Genomic DNA, 22,320 nt, shown 5'->3' with positions numbered 1-22,320 from the left:
ATATTTTTATATATTTAGATTTTTTGAAATAACTCCTGTACTTTAATATATGGATTATGATATCGTTCTTTATTTAAAGAATCCTTTTTATACTGAATAGATTCTTTAGGACACCAATGAAGACAAGCTAAGCATTGCTCACATTGATGCTGCCAAGTAGGTTTTTTATCTATTATATTTATATTATTAGCAGCACATATTTTAGAACAAATTCCACATCCATCGCATTTTTCATCTGTCCAAAAGTCTTTATCTTCACCAGCAGGCTGAAAAGCTTTATACATTTTTTCTTCAGAAGCTCTCATAGGTATATTTTGAAGTTTAACTACAGTTTTATTATTAATTTCTTTAGCAATATTTATAGCTTTTTCTTTTTGAGCTTCAATTCTACTAATATAATCCTCCTTAGGATGTGGGTAATACATCGACCACATAGTTCCAGGCATAGGTATTCCAAATGCTCCAGATAACACAGCCCCTTTATCTTTAAGTAAACTATGTAGCTGTTCAAAAGATAAAGCTGCATAACTTCCATAACTTGCAACTGCAAAAAAGTACGCATTAGTATTAATAGTAAGATTTTCTATAAACCTCTTTACCATGTGTGGCAGTCCTCTAAGATAAACTGGGAAAACAAAGCCTATCCTTTCTGATTGCATATCACTATTTATATTCATATTATGCTTGCATATCTGTATAATATTAGCATTTTCTAATTCATTTTTTAAATCCTTAGCTATTTTAAGGGAATTTCCTGTACCAGTGAAATAGTAAATAGTTGTACTCATTAACGATCAACTCCTTATTACTAATAAGATATCACATTTTTTATATAAATTAACTTCTTCTAAATTTTACACTTTTTAGGTACAACCTTTCAAGCTTTAAACAAAAATAAGCATCAGCGCTATTGCTAATACTTATTTTTAAAAATATCCTAATTCTTTGACATAATGAAGTTATTAGTTGCACGAGCTATTCCCGATTCATTATTAGATTTAGTTATATATTTTGCAATGCAAATTAGATAAATTAGTAGATTTGGTAAAAGACATTCTTATTTAACTTTACATTGCTTAGGGATACTGCTTTGGCATGGTACCCCTACTTGGCACTTTCCACAACCATATCTTGGTTTATGTTTTTCTTCTGTCTTATCTAAGAAATTAGAACATAAAATGTGGTTCTTCCCTTTATCTATGGATATGGCATTTGCAGGGCAATTTTTTATACATGCGCCACACATGGAACAGTATTCATAGGTGCTTTCATATTCTCTTTTATCTGGAGATAAATATAATTCAGTTATAATGCTGCCAAAGCTACCAGCAATACCTTTTTTAGTTATAAGCCCTTTAGAAAGGCCAAATGTTCCAAGTCCACAAACAAAAGCTACATGTCTTTCAGACCAATTACTTGTAAACGATACATCACGATGGGGCGTGGCGTTATTATATCCTGCTTTATACCAGAACCTTTCATCCAAAGACGGTATAATACTTTTATATCCATTATCTATCAATTTAGACTTCAAATACTCACATAACTTATTTAACAAAACTTCACCTTCAATACGTCCATGTAACCATTCTTCGGATGGCCATGACATATTTCTTCTATTGCCACCTTTTACTGCTTCTGTATATGGCAAAAAGATTGATATAACTGTTTTGGACTGCGGTAACCACTCTTCTGGAAGCCAAAAATGATTACCTACTGCAGATGGTTCTTTTAATAATTTAAAATACTCATCATTTGCATCACCAAAGGCAAAAATAGGAGCATCAAAAATCTTCATTCCTACAACGTTTTCTGAAAGCGCTATTTGCTTTGTTATAATGTTTTCTTCTGAGTTCTCTACAAAATGTGTCGCCATTTTTATTATGTCCTGCTTGTCCATACAATCCCTCCATAATCATAATCCTATACACTGCTAGTATCTTTTAAGATTAATTATATTTGGTTATAAATGTCGCCTAATATAATTAATTCCTCCTATGCTTATTATGATATCATACACTTTGTTATTAGTAAAATTGATAATTTTAATCTCATAATTCGAAAAAATCGATTGATCTAACTTGAAAGTTTAACTGCAACAAAAAAACTGAATCGATTAAAATTTAGTTTTTTGTATCATTGTTATAAATTCTCTTATGGCCGAGGAAATCCATTTATCTTTATGACGAATAACTTGTGTCATGATATCAAGAGCTGTACCACACCAGCAAAGCTCTGTTAACTGGTTACTTTCCACTTCGTCAACAGCTGCAAATCGAGGCAGAAGCGTTATACCGAAGCCTGAAATAACAAGCTCTTTGATCGTTTGAACATTGCTTGTATCAATAGTTAACTTTGGAGTTACATTTGCATCTTTTAAAAATTTTTCGAAGAGATTTCGACAAATACAGTCCTGTCCTGTAAGTATCAATGAATACTTGGATACATCTTCAGGGTAAAGACTCTCTTCTCCTGCTAAAGGATGGTCAGGAGCAGCTAGTAACAATACTGGTTCCTGTTGCTGAAATTCTATAATAAATTCAGGAGAAGAAATTTTTTGGTCAAGTAAAATCGCTACATCAATTTGATTTTCCCTTAGTAATGACTGAAGTTCACATGAAGTACCAATTTTCAAGACAATTTCTACATCAGGATAACATCTATTATACTCTTTTAAAAATTTAGGCAGTTTGACAGCGCAGATAGATTCTACCACACCTATAGTAAGAGTACCTTTAGGAATTTCCGAAAAAGCCACTACACCTTTAGCCTTTTCCCAAAGATCAAGTAATTGTTTAGCATATAAAAGGAACTCTTTTCCTTCTGAAGTAAGAGATATATTTTTACCAAACCTTTCAAATAGCTGAGTGCCTAATTCCTTTTCCAATAACTGAACCTGAGAAGTAATAGATGACTGTGCATATCCCAAATGATTTGCTGCTTGAGTAAAACTATTCAGTCTTGCAATGGTTATAAATGTTTTTAATTGTCTCATATCCATATTGTCCATCTCCTATTATAGAAATTATTGATTATATGAATTAACGGGTTCATGATATCATAACCATAGATAAAAATCCATAATCCTTAGCGTTGACAGTTCATTTGTGTATATTTCTTTATAGCATTTAGAAATAAGCTGATCTATTTCCTTTTCTTATCTACTTTATAAGTTTCTTCTCCATATTTTTCTCACACTCTTATGTAGTTTTTTTCATCTATATTATATATTCGTAATAAGTTTAAAAATAGTTTTAAACTTTTAGTTTTTATTTGTGTACAAATTGAACTTGGAATTATATTAACATATTGGCAAATGTTGAAAAAACCCTTCTAAAAATATATAATTAACCTGTATACTATTAAATTCATATAATGGTACAACTCTACAAAAATTGCGCTTACTGAGGGGGAGTAAAATTGACAAAACGAATTAAGGTTCAGATTTTTGAAGATGGAACTGTACAAGCAGAAGTTCAAGGAGTAAAAGGCAAAAAGTGCACTAATTACATTAAAATATTAGAAGATATTTTACATGCTGAGACGGTAGATTCTGATTATACAAAAGAATACTATGAAACAGAAAAAGTAATGTTAGATGAAGTTGAACATCAAGAATTAAAGGCTGGTGAATAAATTGGCTGTTACAGATAGGGGTAAACGATGGGAAATTATTAATTCTATTATTGTATTACCTACTTTCTTTTTAGGCTTTTTCAACTGGTTTACTTTTTTATATTGCGGTTGGTTAGTAAAATGTAAAACGTGGATGTATTACGGTATGCTTTATGCATTGCCCTTAATCTTAACTATAATAATGGGAAAATTTACAGACTTAACCTTCTATGGAGTAATAATCTCAGGAATAATAAGTATAGTCCATGTCTTTAATATAAGAGAAGAATACCTTATTAGATATGATAGAATGCTAAAGAGTGGTGGTAGATTTATAAAAAGTAAGTATTTAGATGACGTTGATATAGACGAACTTATTAATGAAACTAGAATAAATTCTCAAAACACCTCTGCTGAAAAGGAGCCCTTTTATGCGGAGAATAGAAATTCAACATTAACACAAGAATCTGAAAATATAATTTCAAATGAAGATATCTCAAAAAATAAAGAAAATAATATTAAAGATAATGAAACAAAAGATAGAGGAAGAATAATAGATTTCTAATATTTTATGAAAGTTGGTATGAAAATGAGTATTACATCACGAGGCAAAAAATGGGAAATATTAAATTCTTTATGGATTCTTTTTACTTTTACTTTAGCTTTTTTTAACTGGATAAGTTTTTTCCACATTGGACGTAAGGTCAAATGCAAAAAATGGATATTTAGTGGAATAATCTATTCAATACCTTTTATATTAGTTATGGTAACAGGAGGAGCTAATGATTTTGTAGCTGGTTTAACTATAATTTTGGGAATAATCGGCATAGTTCATGCCTTTATGATAAGGACAGAATATCTTATTAGATTGGAAGCTATTGAAAAAGGTAAAGTTTTATCTGATTCTGAGGTAAAAAAAATTATAACCACAATAAAACTTTCAAAAATGAATTTAGAAGACATTGGATATCAACAATCTGTTAGTAAAAATGATGTTGTAGAACCTAGCTTCAGCGTTGAAAAAAGTGCAAAGACTGAAGTTAAAGAATCACCTATAGAATCAGAAAAACCTGATAAAGAAGATTATAAAAATAAATCTATAGATATTAATACAGCTTCTGAAAGTGAATTAGCTTCCTTACCTGGTATAGGCTCAATACTTGCTAAAAAGGCAATAAATCATAGAGAAACTAAAGAATCTTTCAATTCAATAGATGAATTTGCAGAAATTTTATCTTTGAAACCCCATGTACTTGAAAGGATTAAGCCTTTAATCATAGTGAATAAAATTGAACCTGAGTACAAAACTAATGAGTTTTCTAGTACAAGTGGAAGAATAGTCGACTTTTAATAGATATAGGTATAGATAGCTTTTATGTTATCTATACCTTATTTATGAATTCTATATAAATATGATTTTAATAATTTAGCATACAAGGAGAGATACAAATGGAGAAAAACACTACACACAAATTTAAAAAAGATTTATGCAGTTTATTAAAAGCTAGATTTCCATACATATATATTCCTACATGGGAAGAAGACAGGGTCTTATCGGTAATAAAAGATGTAGCTAGCGATAAAGATACTATAAGGACTCCTAGGCAGATATTTACCTGGAGTTTGACCTCCGGAATAATCGGACAAGCAGAAAAAGGCTCACAAGAGACAAAATCACCTATTAAAGCCTTAGAGTTTATAGAAAATTATTCAGAAGCAGCAGTATTTATATTGAAGGATTTTCACGTATTTTTCGGAGTTAACGGAAGAAACCAAGATAACGAAATAGTAAGAAAGATAAGAGATATAGCATCAAATATAAAACAAAGCCCTAGACCTAAAAATGTAATATTTGTTTCGCCAAGCTTAGTGCTACCTACAGACTTACAAAAAGATATAAGTATATTAGACTTCAATCTTCCTACTGCTGAGGAGATAAAGTCTTTACTGAACGAAATGATTAATGTAAACGGAGCTACTGGAAGAATTAACATAAATCTTAATGAGGATGAGAAAGAAAGATTAGCAAAAGCTGCATTAGGTTTGACCTTTCAAGAAGCTGAAAACTCCTTTGCTCGTGCAATGGCTCAAGATGGAAGCTTGGATGGTAACGATATAGAATTAATTTTAGATGAAAAATGTCAGGTTATTAAAAAGACTGGTATTTTGGAATTCATAAAAAGTGACTTAAACATTGAAGATGTAGGAGGACTACAAAATCTAAAGAGATGGCTTATGAAACGTAATAAATCCTGGCTTGATTCTGCTCAAAAATATGGATTACCTGCACCTAAAGGAGTTTTGATAACTGGTGTGCCTGGTTGTGGTAAAAGTTTAATTGCAAAATCTATAAGCGCTATGTGGCAGCTTCCCCTTTTACGTCTTGATATGGGTAGAATCTTTAGCGGTATTGTTGGAAGTAGTGAAGAAAACATGAGAAAAGCTATAAAAACTGCAGAAGCAGTTTCACCATCAATACTTTGGATAGATGAAATTGAAAAAGGACTTAGTGGTCAAGGCTCTGGTGATAGTGGAACAACCACAAGAATATTTGGAACCTTTTTAACCTGGATGCAGGAAAAAACAGAGCCAGTATTTGTTGTAGCAACTGCAAACAATATAAGTCAGCTCCCTGCTGAATTATTGCGTAAAGGACGTTTCGATGAAATATTTTTTGTAGATTTACCTACTTTTAATGAAAGAAAAGATATATTTAAGGTTCATATAAATAAGAGAGTAAAGGATGACTTTGTAAAGGGAGAGTTTACTCTAACTGATGAAGTTTTAAATAAGCTTTCTCAAATAACTGAAGGCTTTGTCGGTTCAGAGATCGAACAGGCAGTAATTTCTGCTTTATTTGAAGCTTATTCTGAAGATAGAAGTATTACTTTTGAAGACTTTGAAAAAACCATAAAGAATACAGTGCCTCTTGTTGTAACTCAGGCAGAACAAATCAGAGCTATACGTGAATGGGCTAATGTACGTGCAGTAGCAGCGACCCCTAGAGAAGATCGTACCAATTATGAAGCAAGAGAAACTGGTGAAGAAAATAAATCTGAAGGAAGTTCTAACAATCCTGAAGACATTAAATCCACTAGAGGCGGAAGAGCAATAGATTTTTAAAAACTTTATTAAAATAATAGTGAATAGGAGGAATTTTAAATGTCAATATCATTAGCATTAATACCATTAGCATTAGTTGTGCGTGGTGTTATGGGAAAAAAAAGATTTGATGAAATGGTTGAAGCCTCACAGGTTAAAATTAAAACAAATTTTAAAGATGAGAAGGAACTTGTTAGCACTGTAAAAAAAGCTGGTTTTGATGCTGTTCAGTGGGGAGAGAGTATAAAAACTCATATTAATGGTGAAAAAGAGTTTTTCTTTTGGGAGCTTATAGATGGAACGTGGACAGCAGTATTTTCAAAATATGATTTAAAAGAAAACATAGCTATGTTTATGCAGAGAATAGAAAAGACCTCAAGTAGAAAGGTATTTGTTACAAATTTAAATGAGAATACAGATACGGTTGTATCCAAATCCTATCCAACAAACTTTAAAGATAAAAGTATACTAATGAAAACTCTAGATGATTATGGAGTTAATTATTCAACACAAAGTAATGGAACTATAAATTGTAGGATTGATAATCATACTTTTAAATTTAAGCTTAATGAAAACTCATCTTATATGATAGAGATAGAAAATGAAAAAGACTTAAAAGATATGATCATGAACTTAAATAACTTAGATGAGGATTATAGACGTAATGTTCAAAACAAAACCTATGAAAATTTAAAAACTAAGGTTGAAGAAAAAGGATATAAAATTGAAAGCGAAGAGGTTATGGAGGATAACTCTATTGTTATAACCATTAATATCTAACAGAAAGGTCAAAGCTATGATAATTTCATTTGAAAGTATAAAAGAAATATGTAAACGACACGAATGCGACGATTTATATTTTTACCAAAATATACCATCTAAAAAATTAAGAAATGCTATAGGAAGCTTTAGAATACCTAAAACTTCGGCAATCATTGCGCTTTATGACAACACTGTATTTGGAAGTTGTAAAAATGGATTAGCTATATGCAGCGATGGCTTATATTGGAAAGATGATTCAATTGGTCAAAATTCAATTTTATGGGATGATATTGATTCAATTAACTTTAGTTTAAAAGATTATTACTTAATAATAAATAACTTTTATAATCTCTGTATCTATGGTGATGGTCAAAGTAAAAAGCTAGCTAAATTTCTTTTAGATATTAAAAATGAAATAGATAAAAAGGATAAAAACACACCAAAACTTAAAAGCAATGAAGATAAGATAGATATAATACAAGATAATCAACATAAAAATAAATTAAATAATATTAATGATGCGTCTTTAGACCAGTTACTTGCTCTTCCCTACTTTACTTTAGAAAGAGCAGAAAAAATATTATCTGAAAGAAAAAATAATGTAATATTTACATGCTTGGATGATATTATAGACATACTTAACTTGAAACCTCATGAAGCAGAAGATTTAAAGGAATATTTATCTTTCAAAACTAGCAGCCTTAAGAAAAATTCTGCTAAACGTGAAGTAGTTAAAAAGAGTGAAGAAATTATTAATGACAATATAAATAACCCGCTTAAGGGAAGAATTGTTGATTATTAAAGTGAGTAACCATGAAAGGATACATATTTAAATGAAGCTTAGAATTCACAGATTTTTATCTGCAACTAATGTGGAGGGGCCAGGAAAAAGAGCCTGCATCTGGGTACAGGGCTGCTCTAGGCACTGTCCTGGCTGTGCGGCACCATCTACATGGGACAAGAATAAAGGTTATGAAATAACTGTAGAAGAATTGGCACAAAAAATATTGAATGGCCCTAAAATAGAGGGTGTTACCTTTGTTGGCGGAGAACCCTTTGAACAAGCTCAAACCTTAAGTAAACTTGGAGCAATATTAAAAAAAGAAAATTTATCTATTGTTACCTTTACAGGCTATTTATTAGAGGAATTACAAGAGTCTTCAAATGATGATATTAAGAATTTGCTAGGTATAACAGATATTTTAATAGACGGACCATATATTAAAGAGAAAAAAGACTTAAGCAGACCTTGGGTAGGCTCTTCTAATCAAAGATATCATTTTTTAACAGATAGATATAAACACATAAAAGATAACCTATATGAAATAAAAAATCGAATTGAAGTAAGAATGGATTCTCAAGGAAAAATATTAATAAATGGTATGGGTGATTTTGAATCTGTAAAAGAATTGTTTAAAGTATAAATAATAAAGCACTGTCATTACAACTGTGATGACAGTGCTTTACATTATACAATTAATCCAACGATAGTTGCTGTTAATACACTTACTAGTGTTGCACCATATAGTAATTTTAAACCAAAACGAGCAACCACATTTGCTTGTTCTTCATTAAGTCCTTTTACTGCTCCTGAAATAATTCCAATAGATGAGAAGTTCGCAAAAGAAACTAAAAATACAGAAACAATAGCTGTTGTTCTTACTGATAGATGTACACTACCACTTGCTAGTAAGTTCATTGCAACAAATTCGTTAGATACTAATTTAGTTGCCATTACACTTGCAGCTTGTATTGCTTCATTAAAAGGTACACCCATTAAAAATGCAAATGGAGAAAATACATATCCAAGTAGATTTTGGAATGAAATCCCAAAGATACTCTGGAAGATTCCATTAACCATAGCAATTATTGCTACGAATCCAATTAACATAGCCCCAACTATAACAGCTACTTTGAATCCATCCATAATATATTCTCCAAGAACTTCAAAGAATGTCTGTCTCTTTTCTTCATGAACTACTAAAATATCCTCTTCTTCCGTTACGCTGTATGGGTTTATAATTGAGGATATAATAAATCCGCCAAATAAATTTAAAACAATCGCTGTTACAACATATTTAGGCTGTAAAAGGACCATGTAAGAACCAACAATAGACATAGATACTGTTGACATAGCTGATGCACAAAGAGTATATAGACGATGTTTTGGCAATAAACCAAGTTGCTTCTTTACTGAAATAAATACTTCTGATTGTCCAAGAATAGCTGATGCCACTGCATTATAAGACTCTAATTTACCCATGCCATTGACTTTACTTAAGACTAATCCTATGTATTTCACTATAACCGGGAGTATCTTCCAATATTGTAAGATACCAATTAAAGCAGAAATAAAAATTATTGGTAAAAGAACACTAATAAAAAATGTAAACTGATTTTCATTGACTAATCCACCAAATACAAAATTTACTCCTTCTGCTGCACATTTAAGTAGTATTTGAAAGCCCTTTGCTATTCCACCTACTAAAAAATTGCCTATCTCTGTATTTAGTAAGATAAAACCAAGTATGAATTCTAAAATAATCATTGTGATAATAGGTTTGTGTTTCACATTTTTCTTATCGCTACTGGCAATCCATGCAAGCCCTAAGACAACAACTAATCCTACGATTCCTATAATGTACTTCATTATGACGTCCTCCCTGTAAATTATGAGTTTATTATTACGACGTTATATAAAAACTATGCTACATATTTTTTTATTTATCTTTAACGTCCTTTAAATTAATCTTAACATCCAATTTTGTATAACTTAGTAACCTAAGATCATACAAAATTAGATATTACTTTTAAATAGTACTTCTAAATAAGCGCTTGCTGTTTATCCTGTTAATAATTGCCATCCTTATTTTTCAGAAATAATTGCAATACTTGCACTTGCACCTATACGACTTGCACCTGCTTGTATCATATTCATAGCTTGCTCTTTGTTGTGAATACCACCAGAAGCTTTAACGCCCATCTCTTTGCCTACTGTTTTACGCATTAATTCAATATCTTCTACTGTAGCTCCACCTTTAGAAAATCCTGTTGATGTTTTTACAAAGTCCGCACCTGCTTTTTTAGACAATTCACAAGCCTTTACTTTTTCTTCTTCTGTTAAAAGACAAGTTTCAATAATAACTTTTACTAATGCTTTTCCTTTTGCTGCTTCAACAACAGCTTTAATATCTTGTTCTACGTAAGCATCATTTTTGTCTTTTAGCTCGCCAACATTAATAACCATGTCCACTTCTGTTGCTCCATTTTTAATGGCATCCTTAGTTTCAAATACTTTTGTTTCAGTTGTGTTAGTTCCAAGTGGAAATCCTATAACAGTACATACATCTACTCCACTATCCTTTAGTTCATCACTTGCTGTTTTAACCCAATATGGATTCACGCAAACTGATGCAAATTGATATTTTTTTGCTTCCTCTATTAATTTTAATATTTGTTCTCTTTTTGTATCCGGTTTTAATGCGGTATGATCAATCATTTTAGCAATATTCATTATAAATCTCCCTTTCACCTTTATTACAGTACTAATAATAAGACCTTTTTGAACACTTGTAAAGCATATTGAGAAATTTTGTTCAAATATATTTTTACAAATTAAAAGCATACTTTTGTAATCCTTTTATCAAAAACGATTACAAAAAGTATGCTTTTAATATAGCTGTTCTTTACACAATTAGTTATACACTTATGAATTTATAAATGAGATTTTGTCCAAATATTATTCTAAAAGCTTTTTTGCAGTATATTGATCAGTAATTAAAATATTGGCACATTTTCCTCTTAAGGCCCCTTTAATTGCCCCTATTTTATATTTACCACCTGCTACTAGAATAGATTTTTCTTTTTGTTTAAGAGCATCTAAAGATATTCCTATAGTACGGTTATCAATTTGTTCATCACAAATTTCACCTTTTTCATTGAAAAATCGAGCACAGATATCCCCTACACTTTTTTGCTTTAAAACTTTTTTCTCTTTTTCGCTTAAATAGCTTAAGCTGAAAAGTAATGCCTCATCTTGAATTGCACCAACTGTAAAAATTGCTACATTAGCATGAACCCCCATTTCCATGATATTTTTGATATGACGGTCCTCTTCTACCATTTGTCTTACAGTAGCACTATCAAAAATTACTGGCAGCGGTAAATATATCGGCATTGTCTGAAAAGCTTCAGCAAAAAATGCTATTGTCTCTGAGGCATACGTATTTCCCTCTGAATGGCTGATACCTCCATTTAACTGAACTACTTCTACATCTTTAACATTTTGTGGCATAAGCCTTTTAGCAACTTCATACATTGTTGTTCCCCAGCTTACTCCAAGTATATCTCCATTTTTAATGGTATCCTGCAAATATTCTGCAGCTTCTTTACTTATATATTCTCTTATAGAAATATTATCGTCTTTTGGTGAAAAGACAACACGAACATCTTCTAATTTATATTTTTCCTTTAATTGGCTAGCTAACTTATCTAAATCTGCAAATGGATCAATAATGTCAATTCTGACATATCCCTTTTCTTTGGCATATTGAAGAAGTCTTGATATAGTTGGTCTTGATATACCAAGTTGTGTTGCAATCTCTTGCTGGCTATAATCTGATTGATAATATAGCCTTGCCACTTCCACACTTAATTGTTGTTTTTCATTATCCATAGCTTTCACTTCCTGTCCTCTTACTATTCTCCTATACATATTATATAGTGCTTTTTTAAACAAAGCAAAATCTTGTTAGAGGACAATTGTCCTCTAATAAAAAGAGGATCAGAGTATAACTTCACTCCAATCCTCTATTTTTTATTTTACCTTAATTCTTTGAACATTGTTGTTTCCGAGGTGTTATCTGCAGGAATTTTAATTTTATGTGTTTCTCCTGACTCAAAATCCGTTTTGTAATAAATGTAATTACCTGAGATATTTATATTATATGCCTTTTCATTTGTTACCCTTGTTCTATGAGTACCATCTGTTTTTATGCTGTACATATTTCCATTATCACATTTATTGTTATAGTATATTGTATCTCCTGAAATGTTAATATAATAACTCTCGTCATTTGTCAGCTTGGTAAAATTAGTGCCATCAATGCTCATTTTACATAAGGAACGATAATCCTGCTCATCAGTAAAATATATTGAATCTCCATATACATTCATAAAGGCATTGTTTCCACTTCTAATAAGAGTTTTTCCTGATCCGTCCTTGTTCATTCTGTAGATAGCTCCTCCACCATATTGAACAGCTCCTTGCACATAGTAGATGTAGTTATCTGTAACGTTAATATATCGACAGCTGCCTTCATCGGTGAGCTTTGTCCTATTAGAGCCATCTAAATTCATTCTATATATATTTCCCCTATCATTTAAGTTGGTATAATATATATATTTTCCATAAACATATAAATTCTCTGGTGCATCTACATTATTAATACTTTCTAAAACTAAGTTATCTAAATTTAATCTATATGTTTTTTTAGTTAGTCGAGTATCTATATAATATACATAATTATCTAATACATTTATACTTTCAGGATACTGAGTTCCAATAATATCTATTCTATTTCCATTGTCTCCAATCATTTTTAAAAAAGTATCACTATAGGCATCAAAAGTATAACCGCTATTCCTAGCAGTATATCCATTGTTACTTATATTTGCCGCAGTATTACCTTGATGTCTGTTAGAAGTCAAAGTTTCTGCAATATAGTCAGGAAGTACACCTGCTCCTCCTATAAAATACATTGTGCCTATATTGTTCTTATTTTCATATATATAATCTCTTGTTATACTTAGTGGATTTGAGTATGTTATAACAACTGCTGATGAGTTTTGTGCTGCTATAGCAGAACCAGACAATGCATCTGGGAAGTTTTCTCCTAAGGCTACAAATGTTTTGCTTAAATCTACATCTTGCCCGAATCTCTTTATAATTTTTATATTTGTTTCATACCTATCTTGTCCATAAATTCTTTCAGCTGAAGGAAATTTATTCACTACAGAATCTGAAATAACTCCTGGACCACCTACTACATAACTTTTATCTACCTTCTTGCTATTTATAAAGGAAGCTACATCCTCTGAAACTGAATTTTTTGAAGAAAGTAGTATAGGCATTTCTCTTTTAGCTGCAAAAGGAGCTATAGAAAGTGCATCTGGGAAATTCTCTCCTGATGCTACGGCAACTTCACTAAAATTTCCTAGCCTTTGAGCTACAGCTAGTGAAGTTCCATACCTATCTTGTCCCCATATTCTTTCATACTCTATCTTTTGAGTTTGTCCTGTATAAGTCAGATTTGATATTTTATTCACTACATTATCAGTTACTACTCCGCTTCCCCCTATAATAATAACTTTTTTAACTTTAAGTCTTATTAGCTCCTTTTCTGTCTCTACATTTAGGGAATCCTTTGAAGTTAATAAAATAGGAGCATTATAAAGCTTTGCTAAAGGCGAAGCACATAGCGCATCTGGAAAATCCTCTCCATTAGCAATTATTACATAATCCGAAGTGTTCCAGCCATTTTGGGATACAGCTGCAGCTGTTCCGTATCTGTCCTGCCCTGAAAGCCTTTCCAGCTGTGGTGCAGCTTGAACTTTTGATGTAAAAAGCATTACTGGAATTAGAACAAAACAAAGTTTAATTGATAATTTAATTTTTTTATTCATAGACATCCCCTTTAATAATTTTATTTCGTTACTATTTTAACACCTATTCCATCTCAAAAATACAAGATATGTTTTCCTAATATACAACGCAATTCCATAAAATATTTTTCATATATAGACATAAGCATGTATTTTATCATTCCAATAATCAGTGCTATTTTGCAAAAAAATTTAAAGCTAATACCTGGTTACAAGTATTAGCTCTTTTTATTAAGTTCCTTTTAGAATTTATGGAGATGGCGAGGCTTTAAATGTAGTATTATTTCAAAAAGCTTTGAGTGCAAATAAGAAGGTCTGATGTATTTTTTATAGTTTCCTATGCTGACTATAAAAACTATACCGGAAAAAACTATTATAGATCCTATGACCTTATTTATAGTAGAAATTTTTTTAGGATTTAAATGATTATGAAATCTGTCAGCAGCCAAAACAAGGATAACCCACCAACAGAAACTTCCACAGAATACACCTACTATCAAAATAGCTCTTGCAATTACACCATGACCAATATTTTTGGAGCCATAGCTAGCAAATATAAATAGGAATGAAAAAATCGTTGCTGGATTTGCCAGAGCAAACATAAAGGTTGTCAGAAAAGCCTTTGCAAGAGTTTTAGTATTTGAAATCTCCTGCTTATTTTCTTGCTTTGATAAAATAACATGAATACCAAATATTAATAGTAGTATGCCGCCAAATAAACGAATATAATGCTGATGTCTAGCAAGAAACCTGGCAATGAAGGTTAAGCCAAGGGCAGCTATACTTGCATAAATAGAATCTGCTATACAGGACCCTAATCCTGCTACAAACCCAAATAGAGCTCCATTAGTAAGTGTGGTTCTTAAACATATTGCACCAATAGGCCCTAAAGGCATACCCGTTATTAATCCAATAATTATTCCTTTAAAAAAGATATGCGGCATTAGTTTCACTCCTTATTAGGCTAACTACATACTTGAAAAAATTTAATATTTTTAGTCATTGATTCTAATAATATTTTCACTTTCAGCATTCTTTATACCCTAAGCAGCGTTTTTTCGTGATTAAACACCAGTAGCTCAAAAAGTATTCAAAATCAATAATTTCAATTTCCAGAGAAGAATTTTAAATCAATGGCTTTTGCCATAGCCTCACCACCAGCATCACTTGGATGAAGATGATCTCCACTATCATATTTTGGTAACAACTTCGAAGGATTGCCAGGATCAAGAGTTGCCTTATCAAAATCAATTACTCCATCAAATTTCCCACTAGTTCTGATCCATTCATTAACCTCTTTACGTTTGATATCAAGCTCATCAGTATATACTTCGTATCCTTTAAAAGGCATAATTGTTGCTCCATATATCTTTAAGTTATGTTTATGTGCCAACTCAATGTATTTTTCAAGTCCAGTAATTATTTGATCCTTAGTTACAATTTCAGAAGCGGGAGCTGGTCCTCCTGGACCTGTATGCATTATATCATTGACTCCTTCTAAAACAATTATATACTTTGCCCCTTGATGATCTGTAATAGCTTTTTCAAATCTTGAAATTCCTGAGGGTCCAAACAAATCATGAATCTTGCTTTCACTATTATGCAAGATTCTGTTACCGCCGATTGCCTCTCTAATTACAGATAAGTTTCTTATATTTGCATCATTCAATTCCTTTGCAAGGTAGTCTGGCCAGGAAAAGGTAGTTATTGAGTCTCCAAAAGCAATAATTGATTCATTCTTTTCAGATGTCATCACTTCTATTGATGTAAGAAACGGAGATACTTTTGGAACTCCATTTACACCAATAGGTTTAAAATCTTTTTCTGTATCAACTGAATTCGTAAAATTACCTGCTTGTGAATAATAGGATTCTGCACCTCCGCAAGCGCCAGTTATATTTTTCACCGCATTTGGAATATAAATACTTACAGCTACCTTATCCAATACTTTTATATTAACTTCAAAAGGATCACTCCATACAAAAGCCCCTTTTTCAATAGTTACAGCCGATTCACCGTTGAAGGTAAGTGCCTTTTGTGAATCCTTATGAATAGTGCCATCAGGGTTAACTATGCCAAAACTAACTGCACCAATTTTAATTGGCTCTGCTCCAAACTCGTTTGAAATTTTTATTCTTTCTTTTGAGCCTCCAAAGGTTGAAGTTACTACTGTACGCAAAGTTTGATTTTTATAATTTAATTGAAAAAAAGTAAAATCTGTTGCACTTCCATTCCATGCACCAATCCAATGGATGGATTCACTTCTTTTACTACAACCAACATAAAAACTTAAAATCAAAAATATGATTAATGATAAAAAAACTGATGTCCTAAATTTCTTTTTCATTTTATTCCTCAACTTTATTTCATCAAAAATTCCAGTAACATGCCCATAGAATATGCTACTGGCAATTTTAAAACCTATTTCATAAGCCTTTATTATATTATTAGTCTAATTATTTAAATGAATTAAGCAAATTAGCCAGTATCAATTCCTTACTATCCTGTAATTTGGATATAACCCATTCCATACTCTCTCTTATCCTATTATACTTACATATCATTTCATTCTGTTCTTCCAAGGACGGCAGAACAATCTCAAAATCTAAGAACTTTTCTTCCTTTAAATATTTTCTATTCGTTGAACCAGAACTGGTCTTCTCACAAATTTCGATGAATTCAGGAAGCGATACATATAAATTAAACCATTCAATATCCAAAAGCTTATGATTTACTTCATAGGCCCAGAAGTTCCCTGTAATTATTGCTCTATCAAGTTCCTCAGGCACTATTCCAAAGGCTCCATTCCTTGCATCTATTTTGGATAATAAAAATTGACCTTTACTAACTCTAAACTGTCTCTTCGTTCCGATTTCCTTCCCCTTTTTAGTATCTCTTAATGTTATTCCCTGATTATTTATTTTTATTGTTACTCTGTTGTAGTAATCCTCATCCTCTATATTAACTGCTTCTTTAACTCTTGTTAACAACTCACCAATTTTGTAAGTATTACAGTCAATCTCATTTTTATTCTTAGTTAGCTCTGTCAATTCATTTCTTATTTTTTCTAAATAATTCATAATAGAAGTACTGGATTTATCAAAATGCTCACATATCATATCATTGCTTATCTGTGAATATGTATTTATGTTGCTCTTAGGATTTTTTATGTCTAAGTTATAATTGTTTTCTATAATCTGACTTAAAGATACTTTCCATGCATATTTATTTTCTACTCTTTCATTCCACCACTTTAACTCTGCTTCAAATTCTTCCTTGTTTATAGGCTTAGTTTTGCTATAACTTTTATATCCTTCAGACAGCTTATGTTCATAGTACCAAACTTCGTTAGTTGAACCAGTCTTAGTAAAAAATAATATATTCGTTGGTATATCTGTATAAGGAGCAAAAACTCCTTTTGGAAGCCTTACTATGGTATGCAGATTACATTCTTCTAGTAACTTTCTTTTAATATTTACTGATGTATTATCATCACTAAATAAGAAGCTATCTGGTAATACAACTCCAGCTCTGCCATTTTCCTTAAGTCTATATAGTATTAATGCTATGAATAAATCTGCTGTCTCAGAGGATTGAATTTCCAATGGAAAATTGGTTTTTATAGCATCCTCTTCTATTCCTCCGTAGGGAGGGTTCATTATAATTACCTCTACTTTATCTTCTTCTTTGTAATATATTACGTTTTTTCCCAAAGAATTCTTATGTTCAATATTTGGTTCGTCTATATCATGCAGCAGAAGATTTGTCATGCAAAGCAAATGTGGAAGAGACTTTTTTTCTATTCCATATATATTTTTTTGCACCAGATCTCTGTCTTCCCTTGTCTTTATTTGTTTCTCTAATATACGCAATGCAGAAGTCAAAAATCCACCGGTACCACAGGCAAAGTCAGCTATCTTTTCTCCAATTTGCAGCTTAAGAACCTCTGCTATAAAATCGGTAACAGCACGTGGTGTATAAAATTCTCCTGATTTTCCTGCAGATTGTAAGTCTTTAAGTATTGTTTCATAAATATCATTAAAAGCATGCCTTTCTTCATATTCTGTAAAATCAATTTCATCTACTGCATTTATAACCTGTCTTAAAAGAACTCCGTTTTTCATATAATTATAAGCGCCTTCAAATACATTCTTTACTATTGCACTTCTCTTTTCCGTTGTTTCATTTACCTCTAAAGTCTTTAATGTAGGAAATAGCTGTTCATTTACAAAATCTAATAGAGTATCTCCTGTCATCGCTTCACCATCTTTATTGTAGGCTGCCCAGTTTCTCCATCTAAGCTCTTCGGGAATTATAGAAACATAATCATCATGTAGCTCCCAAAGTTTTTCTTTGACATCATATACCTTTAAAAAAAGTATCCATACTATTTGCCCTATTCTTTGTGCATCCCCATCTACCCCTGCATCTTGTCTCATAATGTTTTGTAACCTTCTAATTAAATTGCCTATACTCATTTATCTCTCCCTCCAGAATACTCATGCTGTATATACATATTATAGCTTATTTTTACCTTTATCAAAAATAAAACACTATCAATACAACTGTAATGATAGTGCTTGTTGCTTTTCCGCTACTTCATAACTCTTCTGAGCATATCCATCTTCTTCTTAGTATAGGGTGGAAAAATAAACTTTAAATTAAATCTTGTACTTTTCTTTAATACACTCTTCATATGAGAAAAAGTTTCAAAGCTTCTTTGTCCATGGTAGGAACCTACCCCTGCAGTTCCAACTCCTCCAAAGGGTAAGAATGGACTAGCTAAATGTGTCATTGTGTCATTAATACATCCGCCGCCATAAGAAATGTTTTCTACAACTTTTTTCTCAACTTCTCTACTTTCAGTAAATAGATATAGAGCTAATGGCTTTGGTCTGCTGTTTATTTTATTTATAATTTCACTTAAATCCTCATACTCTAAAATAGGCAGAACTGGTCCAAAGATTTCCTCTTCCATAACTTTATCTTTCCAGGTTATGTTATTCATAATTGTAGGCGCTATATATAATTCTTCTACATCATAATCTCCACCAAATATGGCCTTATCTTCATTAATTAATCCTTTAATTCTAGAGAGCTGCTTTTCATTGACTATTCTCCCGTAATCCTTACTTGTCTTAGGGTTATTTCCATAGAACATTTTTATTTTTTCTACAAGTTTAGAAACTAATTGATCTTTAATTTCTTTATGAACAAGTAGATAGTCTGGAGCAACACAGGTCTGCCCCACATTCATAAACTTTCCCCAAATTATTCTTTCTGAAGCACTTTCTATATTTGCATCCTTGTGAACAATAGTAGGACTTTTACCACCTAGTTCAAGAGTAACAGGCACGAGATTTTTAGCTGCTGCCTCCGCAACTATCTTGCCCACAGCAATACTTCCTGTAAAAAATATATAGTCAAAAGGAGAATTAATTAAGATTGAGGTTTCTTCTTTTCCCCCCTCTATAACCTCTATATATTTTTCATGAAAGTTTTCTTTTATTATTTTGTATACTATCTTCGAAACATTCGTTGTATATTCAGATGGTTTTATTACTACACAATTTCCTGCAGAAATAGCTCCAATTAAAGGCTCTATTATTAATTGAAATGGATAATTAAAAGGCCCCACTATTAAAACTGATCCATAGGGCTCCGCATGTATATAACTTCTTGAACCAAAATGTACCGTTGGCGTCTTTACTCTTCTTACCTTTGCCCATTTTTTTAAGTTTTTTATAAAGTATCCTATACTATCATATATATAGCCTATTTCAGTGGCGTAAGCTTCAAACTCTGGCTTATGAAGATCTTTGTATAATGCCTCCATTATAAGTTTTTCATTATCTTTAATGGCTCTTTTAAGTTTTTGAAGCTGCTTTATCCTGAAATCAATGTTTTTTGTTTCCCCTTCATAGAAGTACTCTTTTTGTTTTTTAAGAACATCTAATATTTTTTCATTATCTATATTTATCATAATTTTCCCTCTTAGATTATTATATAGGGAAACTAACTAGAAAGTTAACTTATACGCCGGGATATGTTAACTTTCGGATTAGAAACCCTATATTAGATTCATGTTCCACCTTTGAATTCTATCTATTATATTCTTGCGTCTAATGGGATTTTTAATACCACCTGTGCACCACCCATTTTTGTAGAATTAGATAATTCTATTTCTCCCTGGTGCAATTTTATAAATGATTTTGTAATGGACAATCCTATACCATAATGATTTTTAGAATTTCTACTCTTATCTCCTCGATAAAATTGTTCTGTTGCAGATTCTAATTCTTCTTTTGAAAATCCATTTCCACTATCTGCAATCAAAAATTGCAGACTTTTTTCAGTTCCTTGAACTTTAAAAAGCAGCCTTCCCTTTTTAGGAGAATATTCAACTGCATTTGTAATTACGTTCATGATAGCCCGATATAAAAGCTCCTCATCTCCATAAAAAAATTCCGGTATTTTGTCCTGTTCATTTATAAGCTCAAGATTTTTTTCAGAAGCTAGGGCTTTTTCCTGATCTACAAGCTTTTTAAAAAATACTTTAGTTTCTATTCTAACTGGGTTTAAAATCAATGTCTCTTCTGACTTTATCATATCCATCAACATTTTTAAATAGTGCTGAATTTCATCTGCACTTTTTAGAATATAATCATTGTATTTTACCTGCTCTGCATCCTGACATGTTTCCTTAATTAATTCTGCATTTCCCTTAATAATGGTCAAAGGGGTTTTAATATCATGTGCCAGTGCAGCGATTTGATTCTTCCTTGATTTTTCCATATTCCATTGTTTTTCTAGGGAATCCTTTAGTGCGCTTTTCATTTGATTTAAAGAGCCAATAACCTCTTCAATTTCACGAATGTCGGAATGCTCAGGTTGAAAGTCTAGATTCTGATTTTTTATCTGCTCTGTTGCCTTCATTAGAATCTTCATTTCTTTATAAAAATATCTGCCAAATCTAGCGGACAACAATAACACTTCTCCTATAAAAAGGCAAATTAATAAAATGCCCATGAATAATTCTGGATTTACAAAGTATTTTCTTAATAATGGATGATTAAACTGTGCCATCAAAGGATATTCAACAATGCAAATCTGATTCTCCCTATGAAATACCTTATAATAGTTTTTTCCCCCTGCGCTCTTTTGGTTGCCCTCCATGGCAGTCCAGGCATTTTGTGATGCTTTACTATTGAAATTGCCATAAAGCATCTTACCTGACTCATTATAGACTCCATAGCTGCATCCCTCTGGTATCATATCCTTTGTTACCATATCTGCTTTTAAGATAGTATCACGACTGCTTTCAATCTTCTGTTCAAAGTAATTTGCAGGCAGCACTATCTTGCTATTGAGCATAAGTGAAAATGTCATTATATCCAAAAATAGCAGCAGAACTGTTCCCAATATGAAATATAGTATATACTTGATAAATATGCTACGAAGACTTCTCTTCCCTTTCAAATCCATTTATACCCAATCCCCCAAACCGTTTCAATGGTCGAGCAATTTACTTTTGCCAGCTTTGCCCTGATGTTTTTTATATGTTCCACAATAGCTGAGCTGTCACTTTCTCTGTCAAAACCAAACACTGCCTCATATATTCTTTCTTTTGAAAATACCTGTCCATGATGTAGAGCAAGGAATTCACTAATTTCATATTCACTCTTTGTAAAAGGAATCAGCTCCTCTCCTACAAAGACCTCTTTTGCTGATAGCTTGAACTTAAGTCCAGATATAATGAAATTGTGATGTTTTTCTCTCTGCTCCCTTCTTAAATGGGCTGCCACCCTTGAACGTAACTCTCCCAGTCCAAAGGGTTTTGTAATATAGTCATCACCGCCCATACCAAGTCCCTTAATAATGTCCTCTTCCATGGTTTTGGCCGTTAAAAACAGAATAGGACAATCTACTAGGTCACGGATATTTCGGCATAGGGTAAATCCATCTACGTCAGGCATCATGACATCCAGTAGAATTAAATCATAATGTGAACACTGCTCCACAGGAAATGTAGAAAAGTTACTTACCGTGGTGATTTGATGTCCTTCTCTTGACAATGCTGTTTTTATCAGTTCCAGAATTCCTTGTTCATCATCAATTGCTAATATATTCGCCATCTTATCACGTCCTTTTATTCATTATAACTTATTTTTTGCCAAA

At 31.8% G+C, this 22,320-nt stretch carries 20 protein-coding genes; 7 read left to right on the top strand and 13 right to left on the bottom strand.

The features are described from left to right. Positions 1-14 precede the first annotated feature (14 nt). From ACZ5N4_RS09445 to ACZ5N4_RS09435, 3 genes are all read right to left on the bottom strand, one after another. The gene (locus ACZ5N4_RS09445) at positions 15-788 is read right to left on the bottom strand and encodes an EFR1 family ferrodoxin (RefSeq protein WP_464209313.1); all 774 of its coding nucleotides are present in this window, start codon (positions 786-788) and stop codon (positions 15-17) included. Positions 789-1,057: 269 nt separating this feature from the next. Further along, on the bottom strand, positions 1,058-1,900 hold the full coding sequence (locus ACZ5N4_RS09440) for a 4Fe-4S binding protein (RefSeq protein WP_464209311.1): 843 nt from the start codon (positions 1,898-1,900) through the stop codon (positions 1,058-1,060). Positions 1,901-2,116: 216 nt separating this feature from the next. After that, positions 2,117-3,001 carry a LysR family transcriptional regulator gene (locus tag ACZ5N4_RS09435; protein WP_464209309.1) on the bottom strand — a complete coding sequence of 295 codons (885 nt, stop codon included), beginning with the start codon at positions 2,999-3,001 and terminating at the stop codon, positions 2,117-2,119. A gap of 419 nt (positions 3,002-3,420) precedes the next feature. On the opposite strand from ACZ5N4_RS09435, the gene ACZ5N4_RS09430 reads away from it, so the two are divergent. From ACZ5N4_RS09430 to ACZ5N4_RS09400, 7 genes are all read left to right on the top strand, one after another. Next, complete coding sequence (locus ACZ5N4_RS09430; protein ID WP_464209307.1) at positions 3,421-3,636, top strand: DUF2997 domain-containing protein; 216 nt, start codon at positions 3,421-3,423, stop codon at positions 3,634-3,636. Between the two features lies 1 nt (position 3,637). Next, positions 3,638-4,180 carry a hypothetical protein gene (locus ACZ5N4_RS09425; protein ID WP_464209305.1) on the top strand — a complete coding sequence of 181 codons (543 nt, stop codon included), beginning with the start codon at positions 3,638-3,640 and terminating at the stop codon, positions 4,178-4,180. Between the two features lie 6 nt (positions 4,181-4,186). Beyond that, positions 4,187-4,966, top strand: a complete 780-nt coding sequence (locus ACZ5N4_RS09420; protein WP_464209303.1) for a ComEA family DNA-binding protein — start codon at positions 4,187-4,189, stop codon at positions 4,964-4,966. A gap of 98 nt (positions 4,967-5,064) precedes the next feature. Further along, positions 5,065-6,738 (top strand): AAA family ATPase, encoded by a 1,674-nt coding sequence (locus ACZ5N4_RS09415; protein ID WP_464209302.1) that lies wholly within the window; start codon positions 5,065-5,067, stop codon positions 6,736-6,738. Positions 6,739-6,777: 39 nt separating this feature from the next. After that, positions 6,778-7,497: a hypothetical protein gene (locus ACZ5N4_RS09410; protein ID WP_464209300.1), complete on the top strand. Its 720-nt coding sequence runs from the start codon at positions 6,778-6,780 to the stop codon at positions 7,495-7,497. A gap of 16 nt (positions 7,498-7,513) precedes the next feature. Next, positions 7,514-8,281: a ComEA family DNA-binding protein gene (locus ACZ5N4_RS09405; RefSeq protein WP_464209298.1), complete on the top strand. Its 768-nt coding sequence runs from the start codon at positions 7,514-7,516 to the stop codon at positions 8,279-8,281. 31 nt (positions 8,282-8,312) lie between these two features. Continuing rightward, positions 8,313-8,903, top strand: coding sequence for a 4Fe-4S single cluster domain-containing protein (locus tag ACZ5N4_RS09400; protein ID WP_464209297.1), 591 nt, complete (start codon positions 8,313-8,315; stop codon positions 8,901-8,903). A 44-nt stretch (positions 8,904-8,947) separates the two neighbouring features. Here ACZ5N4_RS09400 and ACZ5N4_RS09395 read toward each other — a convergent pair whose 3' ends face one another. From ACZ5N4_RS09395 to ACZ5N4_RS09350, 10 genes are all read right to left on the bottom strand, one after another. Continuing rightward, positions 8,948-10,129 carry a NupC/NupG family nucleoside CNT transporter gene (locus ACZ5N4_RS09395; protein WP_464209295.1) on the bottom strand — a complete coding sequence of 394 codons (1,182 nt, stop codon included), beginning with the start codon at positions 10,127-10,129 and terminating at the stop codon, positions 8,948-8,950. Positions 10,130-10,345: 216 nt separating this feature from the next. Continuing rightward, on the bottom strand, positions 10,346-10,993 hold the full coding sequence (gene deoC / locus ACZ5N4_RS09390; protein ID WP_464209293.1) for a deoxyribose-phosphate aldolase: 648 nt from the start codon (positions 10,991-10,993) through the stop codon (positions 10,346-10,348). 225 nt (positions 10,994-11,218) lie between these two features. Continuing rightward, positions 11,219-12,154 (bottom strand): sugar-binding transcriptional regulator, encoded by a 936-nt coding sequence (locus tag ACZ5N4_RS09385; RefSeq protein WP_464210880.1) that lies wholly within the window; start codon positions 12,152-12,154, stop codon positions 11,219-11,221. A 146-nt stretch (positions 12,155-12,300) separates the two neighbouring features. Next, on the bottom strand, positions 12,301-14,163 hold the full coding sequence (locus tag ACZ5N4_RS09380; RefSeq protein ID WP_464209291.1) for a cell wall-binding repeat-containing protein: 1,863 nt from the start codon (positions 14,161-14,163) through the stop codon (positions 12,301-12,303). A gap of 221 nt (positions 14,164-14,384) precedes the next feature. Further along, positions 14,385-15,086 carry a LysE family translocator gene (locus tag ACZ5N4_RS09375; protein WP_464209289.1) on the bottom strand — a complete coding sequence of 234 codons (702 nt, stop codon included), beginning with the start codon at positions 15,084-15,086 and terminating at the stop codon, positions 14,385-14,387. Between the two features lie 161 nt (positions 15,087-15,247). Next, positions 15,248-16,489 carry an SGNH/GDSL hydrolase family protein gene (locus ACZ5N4_RS09370; protein ID WP_464209287.1) on the bottom strand — a complete coding sequence of 414 codons (1,242 nt, stop codon included), beginning with the start codon at positions 16,487-16,489 and terminating at the stop codon, positions 15,248-15,250. Between the two features lie 109 nt (positions 16,490-16,598). Further along, positions 16,599-18,620 (bottom strand): N-6 DNA methylase, encoded by a 2,022-nt coding sequence (locus ACZ5N4_RS09365; protein ID WP_464209286.1) that lies wholly within the window; start codon positions 18,618-18,620, stop codon positions 16,599-16,601. A 116-nt stretch (positions 18,621-18,736) separates the two neighbouring features. Further along, the gene (locus ACZ5N4_RS09360) at positions 18,737-20,125 is read right to left on the bottom strand and encodes an aldehyde dehydrogenase (protein ID WP_464209284.1); all 1,389 of its coding nucleotides are present in this window, start codon (positions 20,123-20,125) and stop codon (positions 18,737-18,739) included. Positions 20,126-20,250: 125 nt separating this feature from the next. Further along, positions 20,251-21,627, bottom strand: coding sequence for a HAMP domain-containing sensor histidine kinase (locus ACZ5N4_RS09355; protein ID WP_464209283.1), 1,377 nt, complete (start codon positions 21,625-21,627; stop codon positions 20,251-20,253). Next, positions 21,618-22,277, bottom strand: coding sequence for a response regulator transcription factor (locus tag ACZ5N4_RS09350; protein ID WP_464209281.1), 660 nt, complete (start codon positions 22,275-22,277; stop codon positions 21,618-21,620). The genes ACZ5N4_RS09355 and ACZ5N4_RS09350 overlap by 10 nt, the downstream gene beginning before the upstream one ends. Positions 22,278-22,320: the final 43 nt, after the last annotated feature.

This window comes from Clostridium nitrophenolicum, assembly GCF_055391695.1.
This window is presented reverse-complemented; position numbering and strand designations above follow the sequence as displayed.